Source organism: Pseudomonas sp. B21-017 (genome assembly GCF_024749245.1).
Classification (GTDB): Bacteria; Pseudomonadota; Gammaproteobacteria; order Pseudomonadales; family Pseudomonadaceae; genus Aquipseudomonas.
In genome coordinates, this window is the sequence record NZ_CP087194.1 from 5,552,912 (window position 1) to 5,570,455 (window position 17,544).

The window sequence follows — 17,544 nt, forward strand, 5'->3', positions numbered from 1 at the left end:
GCTCGCCCACGCACCATTCGGCTGTCGCAAGGAGGCTTGATGAATGATGAACTGCAACACCTGAAGAATCTTGGCAAGACGTCGGCGCAATGGCTGCATGCCGTGGGCATCCACAGTGCCTCGGACTTGCGTCGGCTGGGAGCTGTGGACGCTTATCGGGCCGTGCGCACTCGCGGTTTTCGGGCGTCCAAGGTGTTGTTGTATGCGATTGAAGGCGCGTTGATGGATGTCCACTGGAACGACATTCCCGCCGAGCGCAAGGAAGCCTTGAACAAACAGCTGGATGCTATTTCGTCTCGCCACAAGAATTGAACGGATAATTTCACTCGAACGCACAGCCTGAAACCCAATGATTACGAGGCTTTCCAGCGAAGGAATGACGTGTTTCACGAATACGAGAAATCAGCGGTTGACTTGGTAATGAGAATCGCTATGATTATCACAACTGGTCGCGAGACTGGTCGATATTCTGAAAAGCCCTTGGTTCGGACTCTCAGATTATCTCCTCATCAGGCTAATCACGGTTATTTGACCCGGCTCTTGCCGGGTCTTTTTTTGCCTGTGGAAAACTCGCGTGATCTTATTGGCCTGACGGCTTGCCGAACTGCTTGCGCATTTGCGCGCAGTAATCCTGCGGTGGCGTGGTGGGCGTATACCAGACGTAATCGGCCATGGCCGACGTGACCTCAGCGCCCTGCTCCGCCAGCATCAATACCGTTGGTGCCTTGGGCTCCCCCAGGTCCAGCACATGGATCGGCACCCCGACATCCTTGCGGGCGTGGAACGCGCCGGTAAACAACAGTGAAGGCATCGGTGCCGCCCGTAATCGCTCGGCTATCCGCCGGTCACGCTGCTGCTGCACGGCCAGCATCGCGGGCATCTGTGATTCAGGCAGCAAGCCGCAGTGGGAATCGCTGATCTGTGCCAGCAACTCGTTCCTGACCGTCGGAGCGTTGGAACGCGCACCGCTCAATGTTGGCGGTTTGGCATAGACAGTACGGACTTCAGGCGTGTCCAGATTGGCCGCCAGTAACGGGTACGGCTGAGTCAGGGCAAAACGAACGATCGGCCCGTAAAGATTCCAGTCCCATCCCGGCTGCCAGGCCAATGCCCCGGACAAATCGGTCGGCAGCGGTGAGGTATGCCGAACGTCATCGACGCGCTGTTGCTGAGCCGGCGTCAACATTTCCAGCAGCAGACTGCCTTGAGGCCGTCGCTCACCCAGTGCCTGCAATAACCACAATTGCAGTTGATGGTGATCACGATTGTCATGCTGCTCGCCGACGATCAACCGCGAAGGTTCCGCCAACCGTGCAAGCAGTTCTTGCGCGGTCAGGGTCTGACCGCTGCGCAAATCCCGGATTTCGCCGCTGACCGGCGGCACCGCTACATGCTGGCAAGCACTCAGTAACAGCGCGGCCAGAAAAACCATCACGCGTGTTTTCATCCCTAAAACACCTCAGCGGGCGATGATCAGCGGATGCCCACGCTCCGGGTGCGTTTGCACCAATACTTCCAGCCCGAACACTGCCTTGAGCGGTTCCGGGCGCAATACCTGTTCCGGCGTGTCCAGCATCACAGGACACCCACCTTCAAGCAGTAACAGGCGATCACAATAACGCGCCGCCAGATTCAGATCATGCAGGATCACCAGCACCGCCGCACCGCGATCGGCGAATTCACGCACCGCTTGCAGAGTGGTGTGCTGATGCAGCGGGTCGAGCATCGACGTCGGCTCATCGAGCAACAACGTCTGCCCCGCCTCGCCCGGCCAAAGCTGCGCCAACACCCGCGCCAAATGCACCCGCTGACGTTCGCCACCGGACAACGCCAGGTAACTGCGACCGCTCAAGTGCCCCGCATCGGCCGCCTGCAACGCGGCGGCGACAATCTCCTCATCCCGGACCCGACCGCTTTGATAAGGCAGACGGCCCATGCCGACCACTTCTTCGACGCGAAAGGCAAAGTCCAGGGTCGACACTTGCGGCAACACTGCCAAACGCTGGGCTCGCTGCGCTCCGCTCCAATGACTCAACTCACGCTCATCGAGCCAGACGCTGCCATGGTCCGCCGGCAATTCTCCGCACAGGGCGCCGAGCAACGTGCTTTTGCCGGCGCCATTAGGCCCCAACACGCCGAGCACTTCGCCCGGTTTAAGCTCAAGGGTGATGTCCGTCAGGACAACTTTTCGACCGCGACGGATTTGCAGGTTCTGCGCTCGCAACATCAGGCACGCCCTCTGAGCAATAAATACAGAAAGAACGGCGCGCCGATGAGGGCCGTGACAATCCCGATCGGCAACTCAGCCGGCGCCAGCGCCAGCCGCGCCACCAGATCAGCAAACAACAGGAGACTGGCCCCCGCCAACACCGACGCCGGCAACAACACCCGATGATCGGGGCCGACCAGCAGCCGCACCAGATGCGGCACCACCAGGCCGACAAACCCGATCATCCCCGCCGCAGCTACCGCCGCGCCGACACCCAACGCCGTGCAGAACACCAATTCGCGCTTGAGTCCTTCGACGTCGATACCCAGGTGGCCGGCCTCCGACTCCCCCAGCAATAATGCGTTCAAGGCCTTGGCCCGACGCGGCAACCACAGTGCCACACCGGTACTCACCAGCAATAACGGCCAGAGTCGCGCATAACTGGCGCCGTTAAGGCTGCCCAGGTTCCAGAACGTCAGGGTGCGCAGGGTCGCGTCATCCGCCAGATAAGTGAAGAGCCCGACCGCCGAACCAGCCAGGGCAGTCAATGCAATCCCGGCCAGCAGCATGGTCGCGACGTTGGTCTGGCCATTGCGTCGCCCCAGTCGATAGACCAGCGCCGTCACCCCCAACCCGCCGAGAAACGCGCACACCGACAACAGATATGGCCCGAAGGATTCAGGCAGTCCACCGAATACCGAGCCGCCGACAATCGCGATAGCCGCGCCCAATGCCGCGCCGCTCGACACCCCTATCAGGCCCGGATCGGCCAGAGGATTGCGAAACAACCCCTGCATTGCCACACCAGACAGCGCCAGAACCCCGCCCACCGCCAAACCGAGCAAGGTTCGCGGCAGGCGGATTTGCCCGAGGATCAGTTCGGCCTGCTCCAACCCGTCGGCGGCAATCGGCAGGCCGACCAAGCGCAGCGCCGCACGCAAGGTGTCGAACAACGGCAAACTCACCGGCCCCAACGCCAGCGACAACCAGATCGCCAGCAAACACAACAGGCTTAAGCCAATGAACAACGCACGAGGTTTAATCAGAAGGGTCATTGGCCAGTCGTACCGGGATCGAACAGGTGCATAAACAGCCTCCTTCAAAGGTTTCCCGGGCATAGTTATGACAGGCCAAGTATTCTCGGCATCCGGTAATCGCCCTGCGGGCGAGCCGTCATTTGATAATTGCTTGCATTTGAACGTCAAGCTCGGACATACCGGGTCACGAGCCGCAGGACTTGAGGATAGACATGAAGCTTCTTTGCACAGGCGCCGAATTGGCTGACGCCAGCAGTCGCGGTTTCGACGTCAACGGCCAGAAGCTCCTGGCCGTACGCCGGGGCGGTCGGGTGTATGTGTATGAAAATCGCTGCCCGCACCGGGGCGTCGGGCTGGAATGGCAGCCCGACCAGTTTCTCGACCCCAGCAACAGCTTGATCCAGTGCGCGACCCACGGCGCACTGTTTCTGATCGAGGACGGTGAATGCGTCGCCGGCCCCTGCACCGGACAATCCCTGACCAGCATCCCCTGCCACGAAGATGAGCAAGGAATCTGGGTCACGCTCTAACCGTTCAACAGCACATCCAGTCGCCGATCGACCACCATCTCTTCGTGAGTCAAGCGCACGCCATACGCCAGCACTTCGACTCCACACGCCACCGCCTCACGCAACGCAGCTGCGTAGGCCGAATCGATTTCTTCGGCAGGACGCACCGCGTCGATCCCTGTCAGGTTCACGCAATACAACTGCACTGCCCGAATCCCGTCCCTGGCCAAATGCGCCAGTTCGCGCAAATGCTTGGCCCCACGCTGGGTCACCGCGTCAGGAAATGCCGCCACCGCCGAGCCATCAAAGCCCAGGGTGACGCTTTTGACTTCCACATAAGCCGGCCCGCCCGGGTAATCGAGACGAAAATCGATGCGGCTATTTTCCTGACCATAGGCCACTTCGCGCTTCAGTTCGGTAAAGCCGTTCAACTCGGTGATGACGCCGGCCTGCAACGCCTCCTCGATCAAGCCGTTGGCGCGCCCGGTGTTCACGCAGAACAGCCGCCCCTGTGGGGTTTCGCCAACTTCCCAAGTGCCGGGCAACTTGCGCTTGGGGTCAGTGGAGCGGCTGAACCAGACTTGCCCGCCCTCGACCTGGCAATTAAGCATCGAGCCGGTGTTCGGGCAGTGAATGGTCAGCAACTCGCCGCCAACGGTTTCGATATCGGCAAGAAAACGCTTGTAACGACGAATCAAGCGCCCCTCTTCAAGGGGAGGATGAAAACGCATCAGCCTTGCCAGCTCTTCAAACCGCGGGCGATCCGCTCGACTGCTTCTTGCAAGCGCGGAAGGCTTTGGGTGTACGCAAACCGCACATGATGCCCGGCCTGATGACGACCGAAGTCCAGGCCCGGAGTAATTGCAACATGCTCGGTTTCGAGGAAGTGCCGGCAGAACGCGAAGGCATCGCCGCCGAACTTGCTGATATCGGCGTACAAATAGAACGCGCCTTCCGGCTCTACGGCGATACCGAAACCCAATTCCCGCAGGGCTGGCAGGAGGAAGTCGCGACGTCGACCGAACTCGGCGCGGCGCTCCTCGAAAATGCTGATGGTGGCGGGCTCGAAGCAGGCCAATGCCGCGTGCTGGGCCATGCTCGGTGCGCTGATGTAGAGGTTCTGGGCGAGCTTCTCCAGTTCACCGACCGCTGCTTCAGGTGCGACCAGCCAACCAAGGCGCCAGCCGGTCATGCCGAAATACTTGGAAAAGCTATTGAGGACGAAAGTGCCGTCATCGACTTCCAGCACGCTGGCCGCGTCCGTGCCGTAAGTCAGGCCGTGGTAAATCTCGTCGACCACCAAATGACCGTGGCGGGCCTTGATCGCCGCGGATAGCCCGGCCAGTTCATCACGGGTCAGGATGGTCCCGGTGGGGTTGGCCGGCGATGCGACCAGGGCGCCGACGCTGTCGTGATCCCAGTGACGCGCGACCAGGTCCGGGGTCAGTTGATAACGCACGTCCGGGCCGACCGGCACCAGTTGCGCCGCACCTTCCACCAGGCGCAGGAAGTGCCGGTTGCACGGGTAACCCGGGTCGGCCAGCAGCCAGTGCTTGCCTGGGTCCACCAGCAAGGCACTGGCCAACAGCAATGCGCCTGAACCGCCAGGCGTGATCAGGATGCGTTGCGGATCGATGTTCAGCCCATAACGCTGCTGATAAAAACCCGAAATGGCCTCACGCAGCTCAGGAATGCCGCGAGCGGCGGTGTAACGGGTCTTCCCCGCCGTCAGCGCGGCCTGGCCGGCCTGGATGATCGGTTCGGCGGTGGTGAAGTCCGGCTCGCCGATTTCCAGGTGAATCACGTCGTGGCCAGCCGCTTGCAGCTCGTTGGCCCGCGCCAGCAGGGCCATAACGTGGAACGGTTCGATAGCGCGACTGCGCGCACTGTAGGACAGAGCCATTAGCCTTCCTTACAACGGGGAAAAGAATTGATTCTACCCAAGCGCAGGAACGAGCGAGAGTCTAAAGCGGTCAGAGCCCATATAATGCTGGTCTCAATCGATTCAAGCGTATGTCTCAGGTTTGGCTAAAATCAATAATTGATCAGGTCTCCCTAGCCACCAGACGAAGCTTTGCAATCTTTTGCAAGCACCACGGGCCGCGGGCTCGACATCCGGGAGTAGCGCGGTCCGATTTGATCTGGTAAGTTCGCCCGCTTGCAGCCGCAGGGCCGGCAGGTGTCGGTGATGGAGCAATCCTGCGCAATGGATTACAAGAGTAGAGGCGGTCCATTTCATGCCCACCCAAGCAAAGCAGCAAAATCAGTCGATCAGCGGCTTCGAACCCTACAAAGAAGTGAAGGGCGAAGAGTACATGGGTAAACCCATGCGTGCTCACTTCACCAAGATCCTGAACAAGTGGAAACAGGACTTGATGCAGGAAGTCGACCGTACCGTTGATCACATGAAAGACGAAGCGGCCAACTTCCCTGACCCGGCAGACCGTGCCAGCCAGGAAGAGGAATTCAGCCTCGAATTGCGCGCCCGCGACCGTGAGCGCAAGCTGATCAAGAAAATCGACAAGACCCTGCAACTGATCGAAGACGAAGAATACGGTTGGTGCGAGTCCTGCGGCGTCGAAATCGGCGTCAAGCGACTGGAAGCCCGTCCTACCGCCGACATGTGCGTTGACTGCAAGACCCTGGCGGAAATCAAGGAAAAGCAAGTCGGCAAGTAATCTCGACTTGAACGAAAGACGGAGCGTGCGAACGCTCCGTTTTTGTTTCTGATATTTGCTGATATTTGCTGCGACTTCGAAATCGCCTTCGTCGGATCGCCGCCCGGAACAATCTTCGCTCCTACAAAGGCTGGCGCAATCTCCTGTAGGAGCTGAGCTTGCTCGTGAAGGCGGCTTCAAGCCGTGCTCAATACGATTGGACAGCCTGACATCACCCTTATGACCGCCATCGCCTCTTCCGCCTACATCGGGCGCTTCGCCCCCACGCCCAGCGGGCATCTGCACTTCGGCTCACTGGTTGCAGCGCTGGCCTCGTACCTCGACGCCCGTTCGGTCGGCGGGCGCTGGCTGGTGCGCATGGAGGATCTAGATCCGCCACGCGAGGAGCCCGGTGCTCAGGCGGCGATTCTCAAGGCGCTGGAAAGCTATGGTTTCGAATGGGATGGCGAGATGGTCCGACAGAGTGACCGGCACGCGGCCTACGCCGAAGTCCTCAATCGCCTGTTCAGCCAGGGCCTGGCCTACGCATGCACCTGCTCGCGCAAGCAACTGGAGCCGTATCACGGCATCTATCCCGGGTTCTGCCGCAACGCGGGGCACGGCACCGAGAATACTGCGATCCGCGTGCGTGTACCGGAGCTCGAATACCACTTCATCGACCGGGTACAGGGCGAATTCCGTCAACATCTGGGCCGTGAGGTCGGCGACTTCGTGATTCGTCGCCGTGACGGGCTCTACGCCTATCAATTGGCGGTGGTGCTGGACGATGCCTGGCAAGGCATCACTGATATCGTGCGCGGCGCCGACCTGCTTGACTCCACGCCACGCCAGCTCTATCTGCAAGAACTGCTCGGCCTGCCGCAACCACGCTACCTGCACATCCCGTTGATTACCCAGCCGGACGGCCACAAACTCGGAAAGTCCTATCGCTCGCCGCCACTCACCGAAGATCAGGCCACGCCGCTGTTGCTGCGCGCATTGCGGGCGCTGGGGCACACTCCCGTTATCGAACTCAATGACGCCACGCCACGGGAAGTGCTGAATTGGGGCATTGCCCACTGGGATGCGTCGCTGATCCCGCGCACACTGACGTTGCCTGAAGCGCAACTGCAGTGATGCCACTTGCAGTGGCGCACCCATCCGTTACCATCGCCGCACGTTTTCGGGCACGCGCATAAAAGAGAGAGGCCGGGATGTACATCTATCGCTTGGTCCTGCTCCTGGTAGTGGGGATTTATCTGTTCTCCCCGGCCATCATGGATTGGTGGATCGACGCCACTGGCGCCTGGTATCGCCCTTATTTGCTCTGGCTGATTCTGATCGTCGTGACCTTCATCCTGCAGAGCCAAAAAGATGCCGATGAGCTTTAGCCTGACCCAGATGATCCTGATCAGCGCCGCGTACCTGGCGGTGCTGTTCGGCGTAGCCTGGATCAGTGAACGGGGCATGATCCCCCGGGCGATCATTCGCCATCCGCTGACCTACACCCTGTCGCTGGGCGTTTATGCCAGTGCCTGGGCGTTTTACGGCACGGTGGGCCTGGCTTATCAGTACGGCTACGGTTTTCTGTCCAGCTACCTCGGGGTTTCCGGGGCGTTTCTGCTGGCGCCGGTGCTTTTGTACCCGATCCTGAAAATCACCCGCACTTACCAACTCTCATCGCTGGCCGACCTGTTCGCGTTCCGTTTCCGCAGCACCTGGGCCGGTGCGCTGACGACGATTTTCATGCTGGTCGGCGTGCTGCCGTTGCTGGCGTTGCAGATTCAGGCGGTGGCCGACTCCATCGGCATCCTCACCCGCGAGCCGGTGCAGCATCGCGTGGCCCTGAGTTTCTGCGCGCTGATTACGCTGTTCACGATTTTCTTCGGCTCGCGCCACATCGCCACCCGCGAGAAACATGAAGGCCTGGTGTTCGCAATCGCCTTCGAGTCGGTGATCAAGCTGATCGCGATTGGTGGCGTCGGCCTGTATGCGCTGTATGGCGTGTTCGACGGCCCGCAACAGCTGGAACTGTGGCTGCTGCAAAACCAGACCGCCCTCGCCGCCCTGCACACGCCACTGCAGGAAGGCCCATGGCGCACGCTGCTGCTGGTGTTCTTCGCCTCGGCGATCGTCATGCCGCACATGTACCACATGACCTTTACCGAAAACCTCAACCCGCGCTCGCTGGTCAGCGCGAGCTGGGGCTTGCCGCTGTTCCTGCTGCTGATGAGCCTGGCAGTGCCGTTGATTCTCTGGGCCGGGTTGAAACTCGGTGCCACCACCAATCCGGAATATTTCACCCTGGGCATCGGCATCGCCGCCAATAGCAAAGCCCTGGCACTGTTGGCGTATGTCGGTGGATTGTCGGCAGCCAGCGGGCTGATCATCGTTACTACGCTGGCGCTGTCCGGGATGGCGCTGAACCACTTGGTGCTGCCGCTCTATCAGCCGCCGGCCGAGGGCAATATCTACCGCTGGCTGAAATGGACCCGCCGGGCACTGATCGTCGCGATCATCATGGCCGGCTACGGTTTCTACCTGATGCTGGGCGCGGAACAGGACCTGGCCAACCTCGGCATCGTCGCCTTCGTCGCCACGTTGCAGTTCCTGCCGGGCGTGTTGTCGGTGCTGTACTGGCCGACCGCCAACCGTCGCGGCTTCATCGCCGGCCTCCTGGCGGGGATTCTGGTGTGGCTGGTGACCATGCTGTTGCCACTGGTCGGCAATCTGCAAGGCTTCTACATTCCGTTGCTGAACATGATTTACGTGCTGGACGACACCAGCTGGCACATGGCGGCGATTGCCTCGCTGGCCGCCAACGTGCTGATGTTCACTCTGATCTCACTGTTCACCAACGCCAGCCCCGAAGAGGCCAGCGCCGCCGAAGCCTGCGCGGTGGACAATGTTCGCCGCCCGCAACGCCGCGAACTGCATGCCGCCTCGCCTCAGGAATTCGCCACGCAACTGGCCAAACCGCTGGGTGCCAAGGCCGCGCAGAAAGAAGTCGAACAAGCGCTGCGTGACCTTTATCTGCCGTTCGACGAACGCCGGCCTTACGCCTTGCGTCGTTTGCGTGACCGTATCGAAGCCAACCTCTCCGGCCTGATGGGCCCGAGCGTGGCGCAGGACATGGTCGAAACCTTCCTGCCCTATAAGGCCGGCGGCGAAAACTACGTCACCGAAGACATCCACTTCATCGAAAGTCGCCTCGAGGATTACCACTCGCGCCTCACCGGCCTTGCCGCCGAACTCGATGCCCTGCGTCGCTACCACCGCCAAACCCTGCAGGAATTGCCGATGGGCGTGTGCTCGCTGGCCAAGGATCAGGAAATCCTCATGTGGAACAAAGCCATGGAGGAGCTGACCGGGATTGCCGCGCAGCGTGTGGTCGGTTCACGCCTGAGCACCATTGCCGACCCGTGGAAAGAGCTGCTGCAAGGCTTCATCAATCTGCCGGACGAGCACTTGCACAAGCAGCACCTGGCCCTCGATGGCCAGACCCGCTGGCTGAACCTGCACAAAGCGGCGATCGACGAACCGCTGGCACCGGGTAACAGCGGCCTGGTGCTGCTGGTGGAAGACCTGACCGAAACCCAGATGCTCGAAGACAAACTGGTGCACTCCGAGCGCCTGGCCAGCATTGGCCGACTGGCGGCCGGCGTGGCCCATGAAATCGGCAACCCGATCACCGGCATTGCCTGTCTCGCGCAGAACCTGCGCGAAGAACGTGAAGAAGACGCCGAACTCACGGAAATCAGCGGGCAGATCCTCGAGCAGACCAAACGCGTGTCACGCATCGTTCAGTCGCTGATGAGCTTCGCCCACGCGGGCGCTCATCAGCACAGCGACGAGCCCGTTTGTCTGGCGGAAGTGGCCCAGGATGCCATCGGCCTGCTGGCCTTGAACCGGCGCAATTTCGAAGTACAGTTCTACAACCTGTGCGACCCCGATCACTGGGTCGAAGGCGACCCGCAGCGGCTCGCCCAGGTATTGATCAATCTGCTCTCAAACGCCCGTGACGCCTCGCCTCCGGGCAGTGCAGTGCGCGTCAAGAGCGAAGCCGGCGAACACACGGTCGATCTGATCGTCGAAGACGAAGGCAGCGGTATTCCCTCGAGCATCATGGACCGACTGTTCGAACCCTTCTTCACCACCAAGGATCCTGGCGAAGGCACCGGTCTGGGCCTTGCACTGGTCTATTCCATCGTTGAAGAGCATTATGGACAAATCACCATCGACAGCCCGGCTGATGTTCAAAGCCAACGCGGCACCCGTATCCGGGTGACCTTACCGCGTCATGTCGAAGCGACGTCCGCTGTGAACTGAGACCGTCGAGAGTATCGAATCAATGCCGCACATTTTGATCGTCGAAGACGAAACAATTATCCGCTCCGCCTTGCGCCGTCTGCTGGAACGTAACCAGTACCAGGTCAGCGAAGCCGGATCCGTGCAGGAAGCACAAGAGCGTTTCAGCATTCCCACGTTTGACCTGATCGTCAGTGACCTGCGCCTGCCGGGCGCGCCGGGTACCGAGTTGATCAAACTCGGCCAGGGCACTCCGGTGCTGATCATGACCAGTTACGCCAGCCTGCGTTCGGCCGTCGACTCCATGAAAATGGGCGCGGTGGACTACATCGCCAAGCCTTTCGATCACGACGAGATGCTCCAGGCCGTCGCGCGAATCCTGCGTGACCGGCAATCGGCGCAAGCCAGCGGTGAGCCGGTCGTCGGCAAAGCGTCCAATGGCGCCGCAGCAAAAAGCGGTGTCGACAACAGCAACGGCGAAATCGGCATCATCGGCTCTTGCCCGCCGATGCAGGACCTGTACAGCAAAATCCGTAAAGTCGCCCCGACCGATTCCAATGTCCTGATCCAGGGCGAATCCGGTACCGGTAAAGAACTGGTAGCACGTGCCCTGCACAACCTGTCCAAACGCGCCAAGGCACCGATGATTTCGGTGAACTGCGCGGCCATTCCGGAAAGCCTGATCGAGTCCGAACTGTTCGGCCACGAAAAAGGCGCGTTCACCGGCGCCAGCGCCGGGCGTGCCGGGTTGGTGGAAGCGGCGGACGGTGGCACCTTGTTCCTCGATGAAATCGGTGAACTGCCACTGGAAGCCCAGGCCCGCCTGTTGCGCGTATTGCAGGAAGGTGAAATCCGCCGGGTTGGCTCGGTCCAGTCGCAGAAGGTCGATGTACGCCTGATCGCCGCGACCCACCGGGACCTCAAGAGCCTGGCGAAGATCGGCCAGTTCCGTGAAGACTTGTATTACCGCCTCCACGTGATCGCCCTGAAACTGCCGGCCCTGCGCGAGCGCGGTGCGGACGTCAATGAAATTGCCAATGCCTTCCTGGCGCGGCAGAGCGCGCGGGTCAACCGCACCGATCTGAAATTCGCCCTGGATGCCGAGCAAGCAATTCGGCATTACTCCTGGCCGGGTAACGTTCGCGAACTGGAAAACGCGGTCGAGCGCGCGGTGATTCTGTGCGAGAGCCCGGAGATTTCCGCCGAGCTGCTGGGCATCGACATCGAACTCAGCGATCTGGAAGACGACGATTTCATCGGCCTCGCGCCCCAGCAGGGCAACAGCGCCGGTAACACCAGCCACGAACCGACCGAAGATCTGTCCCTGGAAGACTACTTCCAGCACTTCGTGCTCGAGCATCAGGATCACATGACCGAAACCGAACTGGCCCGCAAGCTCGGGGTCAGTCGCAAATGCTTGTGGGAACGCCGTCAGCGCCTGGGCATCCCGCGGCGCAAAACCGGGGTGGCCAGCGAGAGCTGAACCGCGCCTGTCAGATGCGCGGGTAACACGTGACATTGTGGAAAAACTGTTACCTCAGCTTTTTCACGTAACAGAAGCCGGGGCTTACGGTAACGAAGCCCCGGTTTTTTTTGGCCTCGAAAAACACCATTAGCCCGCCTAACCCCTTGTTTTACTGGGCCTCACAAAAGTTGGCACGCACCCTGCTATATGTTCAGTACAAGAACAATAACAAGTAATGCACAAGACAATAAAAATAAGACGAATCGACTCACGCACAATAAAAACAAGACGGCGAGAGGCGTAGCTAACTGATTCTTTTGGAGAGGCGTTGCATTTGGGGCTTGCCCCGCAACCAGGCCGAGAATAATAAAAAACTGTCCCTAGGCAGTGCCTGAACTGGTTGGATCACACGATCATAGCAACACAGCGACCAAAGCAATCCGTTTGCTCTTGGCTCCCGATTGGGAGGGTCATGAAGGAAAACTTCATGGCGAGGGCGCTCAACAAAAACAAGAAGCCCGAAACCAATAATAAAAATAGAGCACGCAACTACTTCTGGGGGAGCTTCGGCTCCCCTTGTGGTTTCTGGCGTTTGGCATTCTCTGCCTTGTAGCAGCTGCCGAGCAGTGCGAGGTTGCGTTCGACTGCGCAGCAGTCGCTAATACGGGCAACCGGTTCCTACTGACACACCGCAATTTCTGGTTTTACGACGGCTTCGCCGCCGAACGCAGGCTCGGCAGCTGCTACAAAACCGCCCCTCAAGACATCTCCCTTCAAGCGCTTGCGCAGCTTCCTACACCATCCCCCGACTAAATGCTAGAATCCCGGCCCATCATGCGGTCATTCTTCGTTATGGCCGAACATTCCTTCAAACAGTGCATCCCATGCTGAAGAAGCTGTTCCAGTCATTCCGTTCTCCCCTGCGTCGTACGCAACACATCCGCAGCACGCCTGAAGTGCTCAATAGCGGCCAACATTCGCTGCAAAAGGCGCAATTCAGCCGTTACGCGGTCAACATCGTCGAACGCTTGCAGAACGCCGGTTACCAGGCTTACCTGGTCGGCGGCTGTGTGCGTGACATGCTGCTCGGCATCACGCCGAAAGATTTCGACGTCGCCACCAGTGCCACCCCTGAACAGGTACGGGCCGAATTCCGCAACGCGCGGATCATCGGTCGTCGCTTCAAACTGGTGCATATCCACTTTGGCCGCGAAATCATCGAAGTCGCGACCTTCCGCGCCAATCACCCGCAAAACGACGAGGACGAAGACAGCAACCAGTCTTCCCGCAACGAAAGCGGGCGCATCCTGCGCGATAACGTCTACGGCACCCTGGAAGAAGACGCGCAACGCCGCGACTTCACCATCAACGCCTTGTATTACGATCCGGTCAGCGAGCGCATTCTCGACTACGCCAATGGCGTACACGACATCCGCAATCACCTGATCCGCCTGATCGGCGATCCGAAGCAGCGCTACCAGGAGGACCCGGTTCGGATGCTGCGGGCCGTGCGTTTCGCCGCCAAGCTGAATTTCGGTATCGAGAAGCACAGCGCCCTGCCGATCCGCGATCTGGCACCGATGCTGCGCGAGATTCCATCAGCCCGTCTGTTCGAAGAAGTGCTCAAGCTGTTCCTCTCCGGCCACGCCGCGGACACCTTCGAGATGCTGGTCGACCTGCAGTTGTTCGATCCGCTGTTCCCGGCCAGTGCCGAGGCGCTGGAATACAACCCGACGTACACCCACACGCTGATCAGTGAAGCACTGATCAACACGGACTTGCGGATCAAGCAGAACAAACCGGTCACCCCGGCGTTCCTGTTCGCCGCCCTGCTCTGGCCTGCCCTGCCGGCCCGCGTGCTGCGCTTGCAAGAACGTGGCATGCCGCCGATTCCGGCGATGCAGGAAGCAGCGCACGAGTTGATTGCCGAACAGTGCCAGCGTATTGCGATTCCGAAACGCTTCACCATGCCGATCCGCGAGATCTGGGACATGCAGGAGCGTCTGCCGCGCCGCAGCGGCAAGCGGGCCGACCTGTTGCTGGACAACCCGCGGTTCCGTGCCGGTTACGACTTCCTGCTGCTGCGCGAAAGCGCTGGCGAACAGACTGATGGCCTGGGCGAATGGTGGACCGACTATCAGGACGCCAACGACAGCGAACGTCGGGACATGATCCGCGAACTCAGCGGCAAGGACGACGGCAGCGGTGCTCCGCGCAAACGTCGCCGCAGTGGCGGAGCCAAACGCAAACGCGCTGCCGGCGCTTCGAGCACGACAGGCGAATAAGCCATGGAACGCATCTACATCGGCATGGGTAGCAATCTGGCTGACCCTGCCGAACAGTTGCGCAGCGCTGTCGAGGCCTTGGCACGCTTGCCGCAGACCGAACTGGTCGGTGTTTCCGGGTTTTATCAAAGCGACTCGCTGCTGCCCGGCCAACCGCGTTATACCAACGCGGTCGCCGCTCTCGACAGCCGCCTCGCGCCGCTGGAGCTGCTCGATGCCCTGCAAGCCATCGAGAATGGACAAGGCCGCCAGCGCCTTGAACGCTGGGGCCCGCGCACGCTGGATCTGGACATCGTGTTGTTCGGCGATCGACTGATCGACGAACCGCGCCTCAAAGTCCCTCACTATCACCTGCAGGAACGAGCCTTTGTGCTCTATCCGCTGGCCGAACTGGCACCAGCGGACTTGCGCCTGGCTGATGGCCGCACCCTCGCAGATTTACTCGCCGCCTGCCCGTTCGTCGGCCTGGAACGCCTCCCGGCAGCCTGAGTTGCCGCTTTTGACGATACAAGCCCATCGCAAATCTGCTGAATCGCATCAGTAACGTCGGTAACACCCCCCACGTAACAATGCGGTAACACATGCAATTGACTTCCCGGGTTCTCCTCACGACTATAGGCGTCCCGCTGCCGCCAACGCGGCGCTAAAGGGCGCAGTCCAGGCCTTACAAGCACCACGAAAGAGGGTGCGCCTGTATAAATGACGAATCACGCGCGTTACTCGCAGTAGTTTTCATAGCGCCTGTAATGAGGATTTTTTTCATGCCAGCCATCACCCTGACCACGCTCCAGAGCCTCAAGCAGACAGGTGAAAAGATCACCATGCTGACCTGCTATGACGCGACCTTCGCCCACGCCTGCAATGAGGCCGGGGTTGAAGTGCTGCTGGTGGGCGACTCCCTCGGCATGGTCTTGCAAGGTCACGACAGCACCCTGCCGGTGACCACTGCTGAAATGGCCTACCACGTGGCAGCCGTCAAACGCGGCAACACCGATGCCCTGATCCTCGCCGACCTGCCCTTCATGGCCTACGCCACCATTGAACAAACCATGACCAACAGCGCCCTGTTGATGCAGGCCGGTGCGCACATGGTCAAGGTTGAAGGGGCATTGTGGCTCGCGGACTCGATCCGTCTGCTGGCCGAACGCGGCATCCCGGTGTGCGCGCACATGGGGCTGACACCGCAATCGGTCAACATCCTCGGCGGCTATAAAGTCCAGGGCCGCAACGAGAACCAGGCGCGGCAGATGCGTGCCGACGCAATTTCCCTGGAACAGGCCGGCGCGGCCATGCTGCTGCTCGAATGCGTGCCGAGCGAATTGGCCGAAGAAATCAGCCAGGCGGTGAAGATCCCGGTGATTGGCATCGGCGCCGGCAGTGGCACCGACGGTCAGGTACTGGTTCTGCACGACATGCTGGGCTTGTCCATGACCGGCCGCGTGCCAAAGTTCGTGAAGAACTTCATGACCGACCAAACCAGCATTCAAGCAGCCTTGAGCGCTTACGTCACTGAAGTCAAAGCGGCGACTTTCCCTGGCATCGAACACGGATTCTCTGCATGAACACCGTAAAAACCGTACGCGAACTGCGGGCCGCGGTGGCCCGCGCCCGTAGCGAAGGCAAGCGCATCGGCTTTGTGCCGACCATGGGCAACCTGCACAGCGGGCATATCGCGCTGATTACCAAAGCCACCCAACGGGTGGATTTCGTGGTCGCGAGCATTTTCGTCAACCCGCTGCAATTCGGCGCCGGCGAAGACCTCGACAAATACCCGCGGACCCTGGCCGCCGATCAGGAGAAACTGCTCCAGGCCGGTTGCCATCTGCTGTTTGCCCCAACCGTCGAAGAAATGTACCCCGACGGCATGGCCGGCCAGACCCGCGTCAGCGTTCCGCAACTGTCTGAAGGCCTGTGCGGCGCCAGCCGTCCGGGGCATTTCGAAGGGGTGGCGACGGTAGTCAGCAAACTGTTCAACATGGTCCAGCCGGACCTGGCGATCTTTGGCCAGAAAGACTTCCAGCAACTGGCGGTGATTCGCGCCCTGGTGCACGACCTGAACATGCCGATCCAGATCATCGGCGAACCGACCGTACGGGCCGCCGACGGTCTGGCGTTGTCGTCACGCAATGGTTTCCTCAGCGAAGAACAGCGGGCCATCGCACCAGAGGTCTATCGCACCCTGACCCGGATCAGCGACGCGATCAAACAGGGCGAGCGCGATTACCCGACGCTGATCAACGAGCAGATCAAGCAACTGGAAGCCGCTGGCCTGCGTCCGGATTACCTGGAAATTCGCCATGCGCTGACCTTGCGTCCGGCGACAGCGCAAGATCGAGATCTGGTGATTCTGGTGGCGGCGTTCCTCGGCACGACGCGGTTGATCGACAACCTGCATCTGAACCTCGACACACCCGCATAAACACTGCAAAACCCTGTGGGAGCGAACCTGTGGCGAGGGGGCTTGCCCCCGTTTGAGTGCATAGCACTCACAAGATCTTTGGTACATCAGAGATTTTGGGGCTGCTTCGCAGCCCAACGGGGCGGTGCGGCGTTCCGACAAGCCCCCTCGCCACAGGCCCGCTCCCACATTAGATCTGCGTCGTTTCCAGACTGTATTGCCGCCCACAAAGCCTTCGGGCAAACTGCCCCCCGTTCGATTCCGACCCGGGGAAACACTCATGCACGCCATCATGCTCAAGGCCAAGCTGCATCGCGCCGAAGTCACCCATGCTGTACTCGATTACGAAGGCTCTTGCGCCATCGACGGCGAATGGCTGGACCTGTCCGGCATCCGTGAGTACGAACAGATCCAGATCTACAACATCGACAACGGCGAACGCTTCACCACCTACGCGATTCGTGGCGAAGAAGGTTCGCGCATGATCTCGGTCAACGGTGCCGCGGCCCACAAGGCCAAGGTCGGCGACCGCGTGATCATCTGCGCTTACGCCCACTACAGCGAAGCCGAACTGCTCAACTTCAAGCCGCGCATGCTCTACATGGCGCCGGGCAACGAACTGAGCCACACCAGCAATGCCATTCCGGTTCAGGTCGCCTGACCGGACCGCCCCCCC

Annotated in this window: 17 protein-coding genes; 12 read left to right on the forward strand and 5 right to left on the reverse strand. The window is 60.4% G+C overall.

The genetic code is table 11. The annotated features are described in order from the left end of the window. Nucleotides 1-39: 39 nt before the first annotated feature. Complete coding sequence (locus LOY28_RS25205; protein WP_009050884.1) at nucleotides 40-312, forward strand: TfoX/Sxy family protein; 273 nt, start codon at nucleotides 40-42, stop codon at nucleotides 310-312. A 268-nt stretch (nucleotides 313-580) separates the two neighbouring features. Here LOY28_RS25205 and LOY28_RS25210 read toward each other — a convergent pair whose 3' ends face one another. Genes LOY28_RS25210 through LOY28_RS25220 form a run of 3 tightly spaced genes read right to left on the reverse strand, consistent with a single transcriptional unit; the run spans nucleotide 581 to nucleotide 3,210 of the window. Then, the gene (locus LOY28_RS25210; RefSeq protein WP_064620352.1) at nucleotides 581-1,447 is read right to left on the reverse strand and encodes a ChaN family lipoprotein; all 867 of its coding nucleotides are present in this window, start codon (nucleotides 1,445-1,447) and stop codon (nucleotides 581-583) included. A gap of 12 nt (nucleotides 1,448-1,459) precedes the next feature. Then, the gene (locus tag LOY28_RS25215) at nucleotides 1,460-2,227 is read right to left on the reverse strand and encodes a heme ABC transporter ATP-binding protein (protein ID WP_258612684.1); all 768 of its coding nucleotides are present in this window, start codon (nucleotides 2,225-2,227) and stop codon (nucleotides 1,460-1,462) included. Beyond that, a complete protein-coding gene (locus tag LOY28_RS25220; protein WP_167331204.1) occupies nucleotides 2,227-3,210 on the reverse strand; it encodes an iron ABC transporter permease in 984 nt (327 codons plus the stop codon). The genes LOY28_RS25215 and LOY28_RS25220 overlap by 1 nt, the downstream gene beginning before the upstream one ends. Before the next feature lie 248 nt (nucleotides 3,211-3,458). Here LOY28_RS25220 and LOY28_RS25225 point away from each other — a divergent pair, with 248 nt between their 5' ends. Further along, the gene (locus tag LOY28_RS25225) at nucleotides 3,459-3,776 is read left to right on the forward strand and encodes a Rieske (2Fe-2S) protein (RefSeq protein ID WP_018930207.1); all 318 of its coding nucleotides are present in this window, start codon (nucleotides 3,459-3,461) and stop codon (nucleotides 3,774-3,776) included. On the opposite strand, the gene sfsA is transcribed toward LOY28_RS25225, so the two are convergent. Further along, nucleotides 3,773-4,486 carry a DNA/RNA nuclease SfsA gene (sfsA, locus tag LOY28_RS25230; protein WP_018930206.1) on the reverse strand — a complete coding sequence of 238 codons (714 nt, stop codon included), beginning with the start codon at nucleotides 4,484-4,486 and terminating at the stop codon, nucleotides 3,773-3,775. The two genes, LOY28_RS25225 and sfsA, sit on opposite strands and share 4 nt — an antisense overlap. Then, a complete protein-coding gene (locus LOY28_RS25235) occupies nucleotides 4,486-5,658 on the reverse strand; it encodes a pyridoxal phosphate-dependent aminotransferase (protein ID WP_258612685.1) in 1,173 nt (390 codons plus the stop codon). The genes sfsA and LOY28_RS25235 overlap by 1 nt, the downstream gene beginning before the upstream one ends. Before the next feature lie 334 nt (nucleotides 5,659-5,992). On the opposite strand from LOY28_RS25235, the gene dksA reads away from it, so the two are divergent. The 10 genes from dksA (at nucleotide 5,993) to panD (ending at nucleotide 17,529) form a co-directional block, all read left to right on the forward strand. Beyond that, a complete protein-coding gene (gene dksA / locus LOY28_RS25240) occupies nucleotides 5,993-6,433 on the forward strand; it encodes an RNA polymerase-binding protein DksA (protein WP_007902025.1) in 441 nt (146 codons plus the stop codon). Nucleotides 6,434-6,652: 219 nt separating this feature from the next. Then, entirely contained in the window at nucleotides 6,653-7,549 is an 897-nt protein-coding gene (gluQRS, locus tag LOY28_RS25245) for a tRNA glutamyl-Q(34) synthetase GluQRS (protein WP_258614507.1), read from the forward strand. A gap of 77 nt (nucleotides 7,550-7,626) precedes the next feature. Continuing rightward, nucleotides 7,627-7,803, forward strand: coding sequence for a hypothetical protein (locus LOY28_RS25250; RefSeq protein WP_003176118.1), 177 nt, complete (start codon nucleotides 7,627-7,629; stop codon nucleotides 7,801-7,803). Continuing rightward, nucleotides 7,787-10,741, forward strand: coding sequence for a sensor histidine kinase (locus LOY28_RS25255; protein ID WP_026286733.1), 2,955 nt, complete (start codon nucleotides 7,787-7,789; stop codon nucleotides 10,739-10,741). Before LOY28_RS25250 ends, LOY28_RS25255 begins: the two co-directional genes overlap by 17 nt. 22 nt (nucleotides 10,742-10,763) lie before the next feature. Further along, nucleotides 10,764-12,203: a sigma-54 dependent transcriptional regulator gene (locus LOY28_RS25260; RefSeq protein WP_019582860.1), complete on the forward strand. Its 1,440-nt coding sequence runs from the start codon at nucleotides 10,764-10,766 to the stop codon at nucleotides 12,201-12,203. Between the two features lie 866 nt (nucleotides 12,204-13,069). After that, nucleotides 13,070-14,470, forward strand: coding sequence for a polynucleotide adenylyltransferase PcnB (locus tag LOY28_RS25265; protein ID WP_018930200.1), 1,401 nt, complete (start codon nucleotides 13,070-13,072; stop codon nucleotides 14,468-14,470). Nucleotides 14,471-14,473: 3 nt separating this feature from the next. Then, nucleotides 14,474-14,959 (forward strand): 2-amino-4-hydroxy-6-hydroxymethyldihydropteridine diphosphokinase, encoded by a 486-nt coding sequence (folK, locus tag LOY28_RS25270; protein WP_018930199.1) that lies wholly within the window; start codon nucleotides 14,474-14,476, stop codon nucleotides 14,957-14,959. A gap of 272 nt (nucleotides 14,960-15,231) precedes the next feature. Further along, nucleotides 15,232-16,032: a 3-methyl-2-oxobutanoate hydroxymethyltransferase gene (gene panB, locus LOY28_RS25275; RefSeq protein WP_018930198.1), complete on the forward strand. Its 801-nt coding sequence runs from the start codon at nucleotides 15,232-15,234 to the stop codon at nucleotides 16,030-16,032. Then, the gene (gene panC / locus LOY28_RS25280; RefSeq protein WP_258612686.1) at nucleotides 16,029-16,889 is read left to right on the forward strand and encodes a pantoate--beta-alanine ligase; all 861 of its coding nucleotides are present in this window, start codon (nucleotides 16,029-16,031) and stop codon (nucleotides 16,887-16,889) included. Before panB ends, panC begins: the two co-directional genes overlap by 4 nt. Before the next feature lie 259 nt (nucleotides 16,890-17,148). Next, nucleotides 17,149-17,529, forward strand: a complete 381-nt coding sequence (gene panD / locus LOY28_RS25285; protein ID WP_008153310.1) for an aspartate 1-decarboxylase — start codon at nucleotides 17,149-17,151, stop codon at nucleotides 17,527-17,529. Nucleotides 17,530-17,544: the final 15 nt, after the last annotated feature.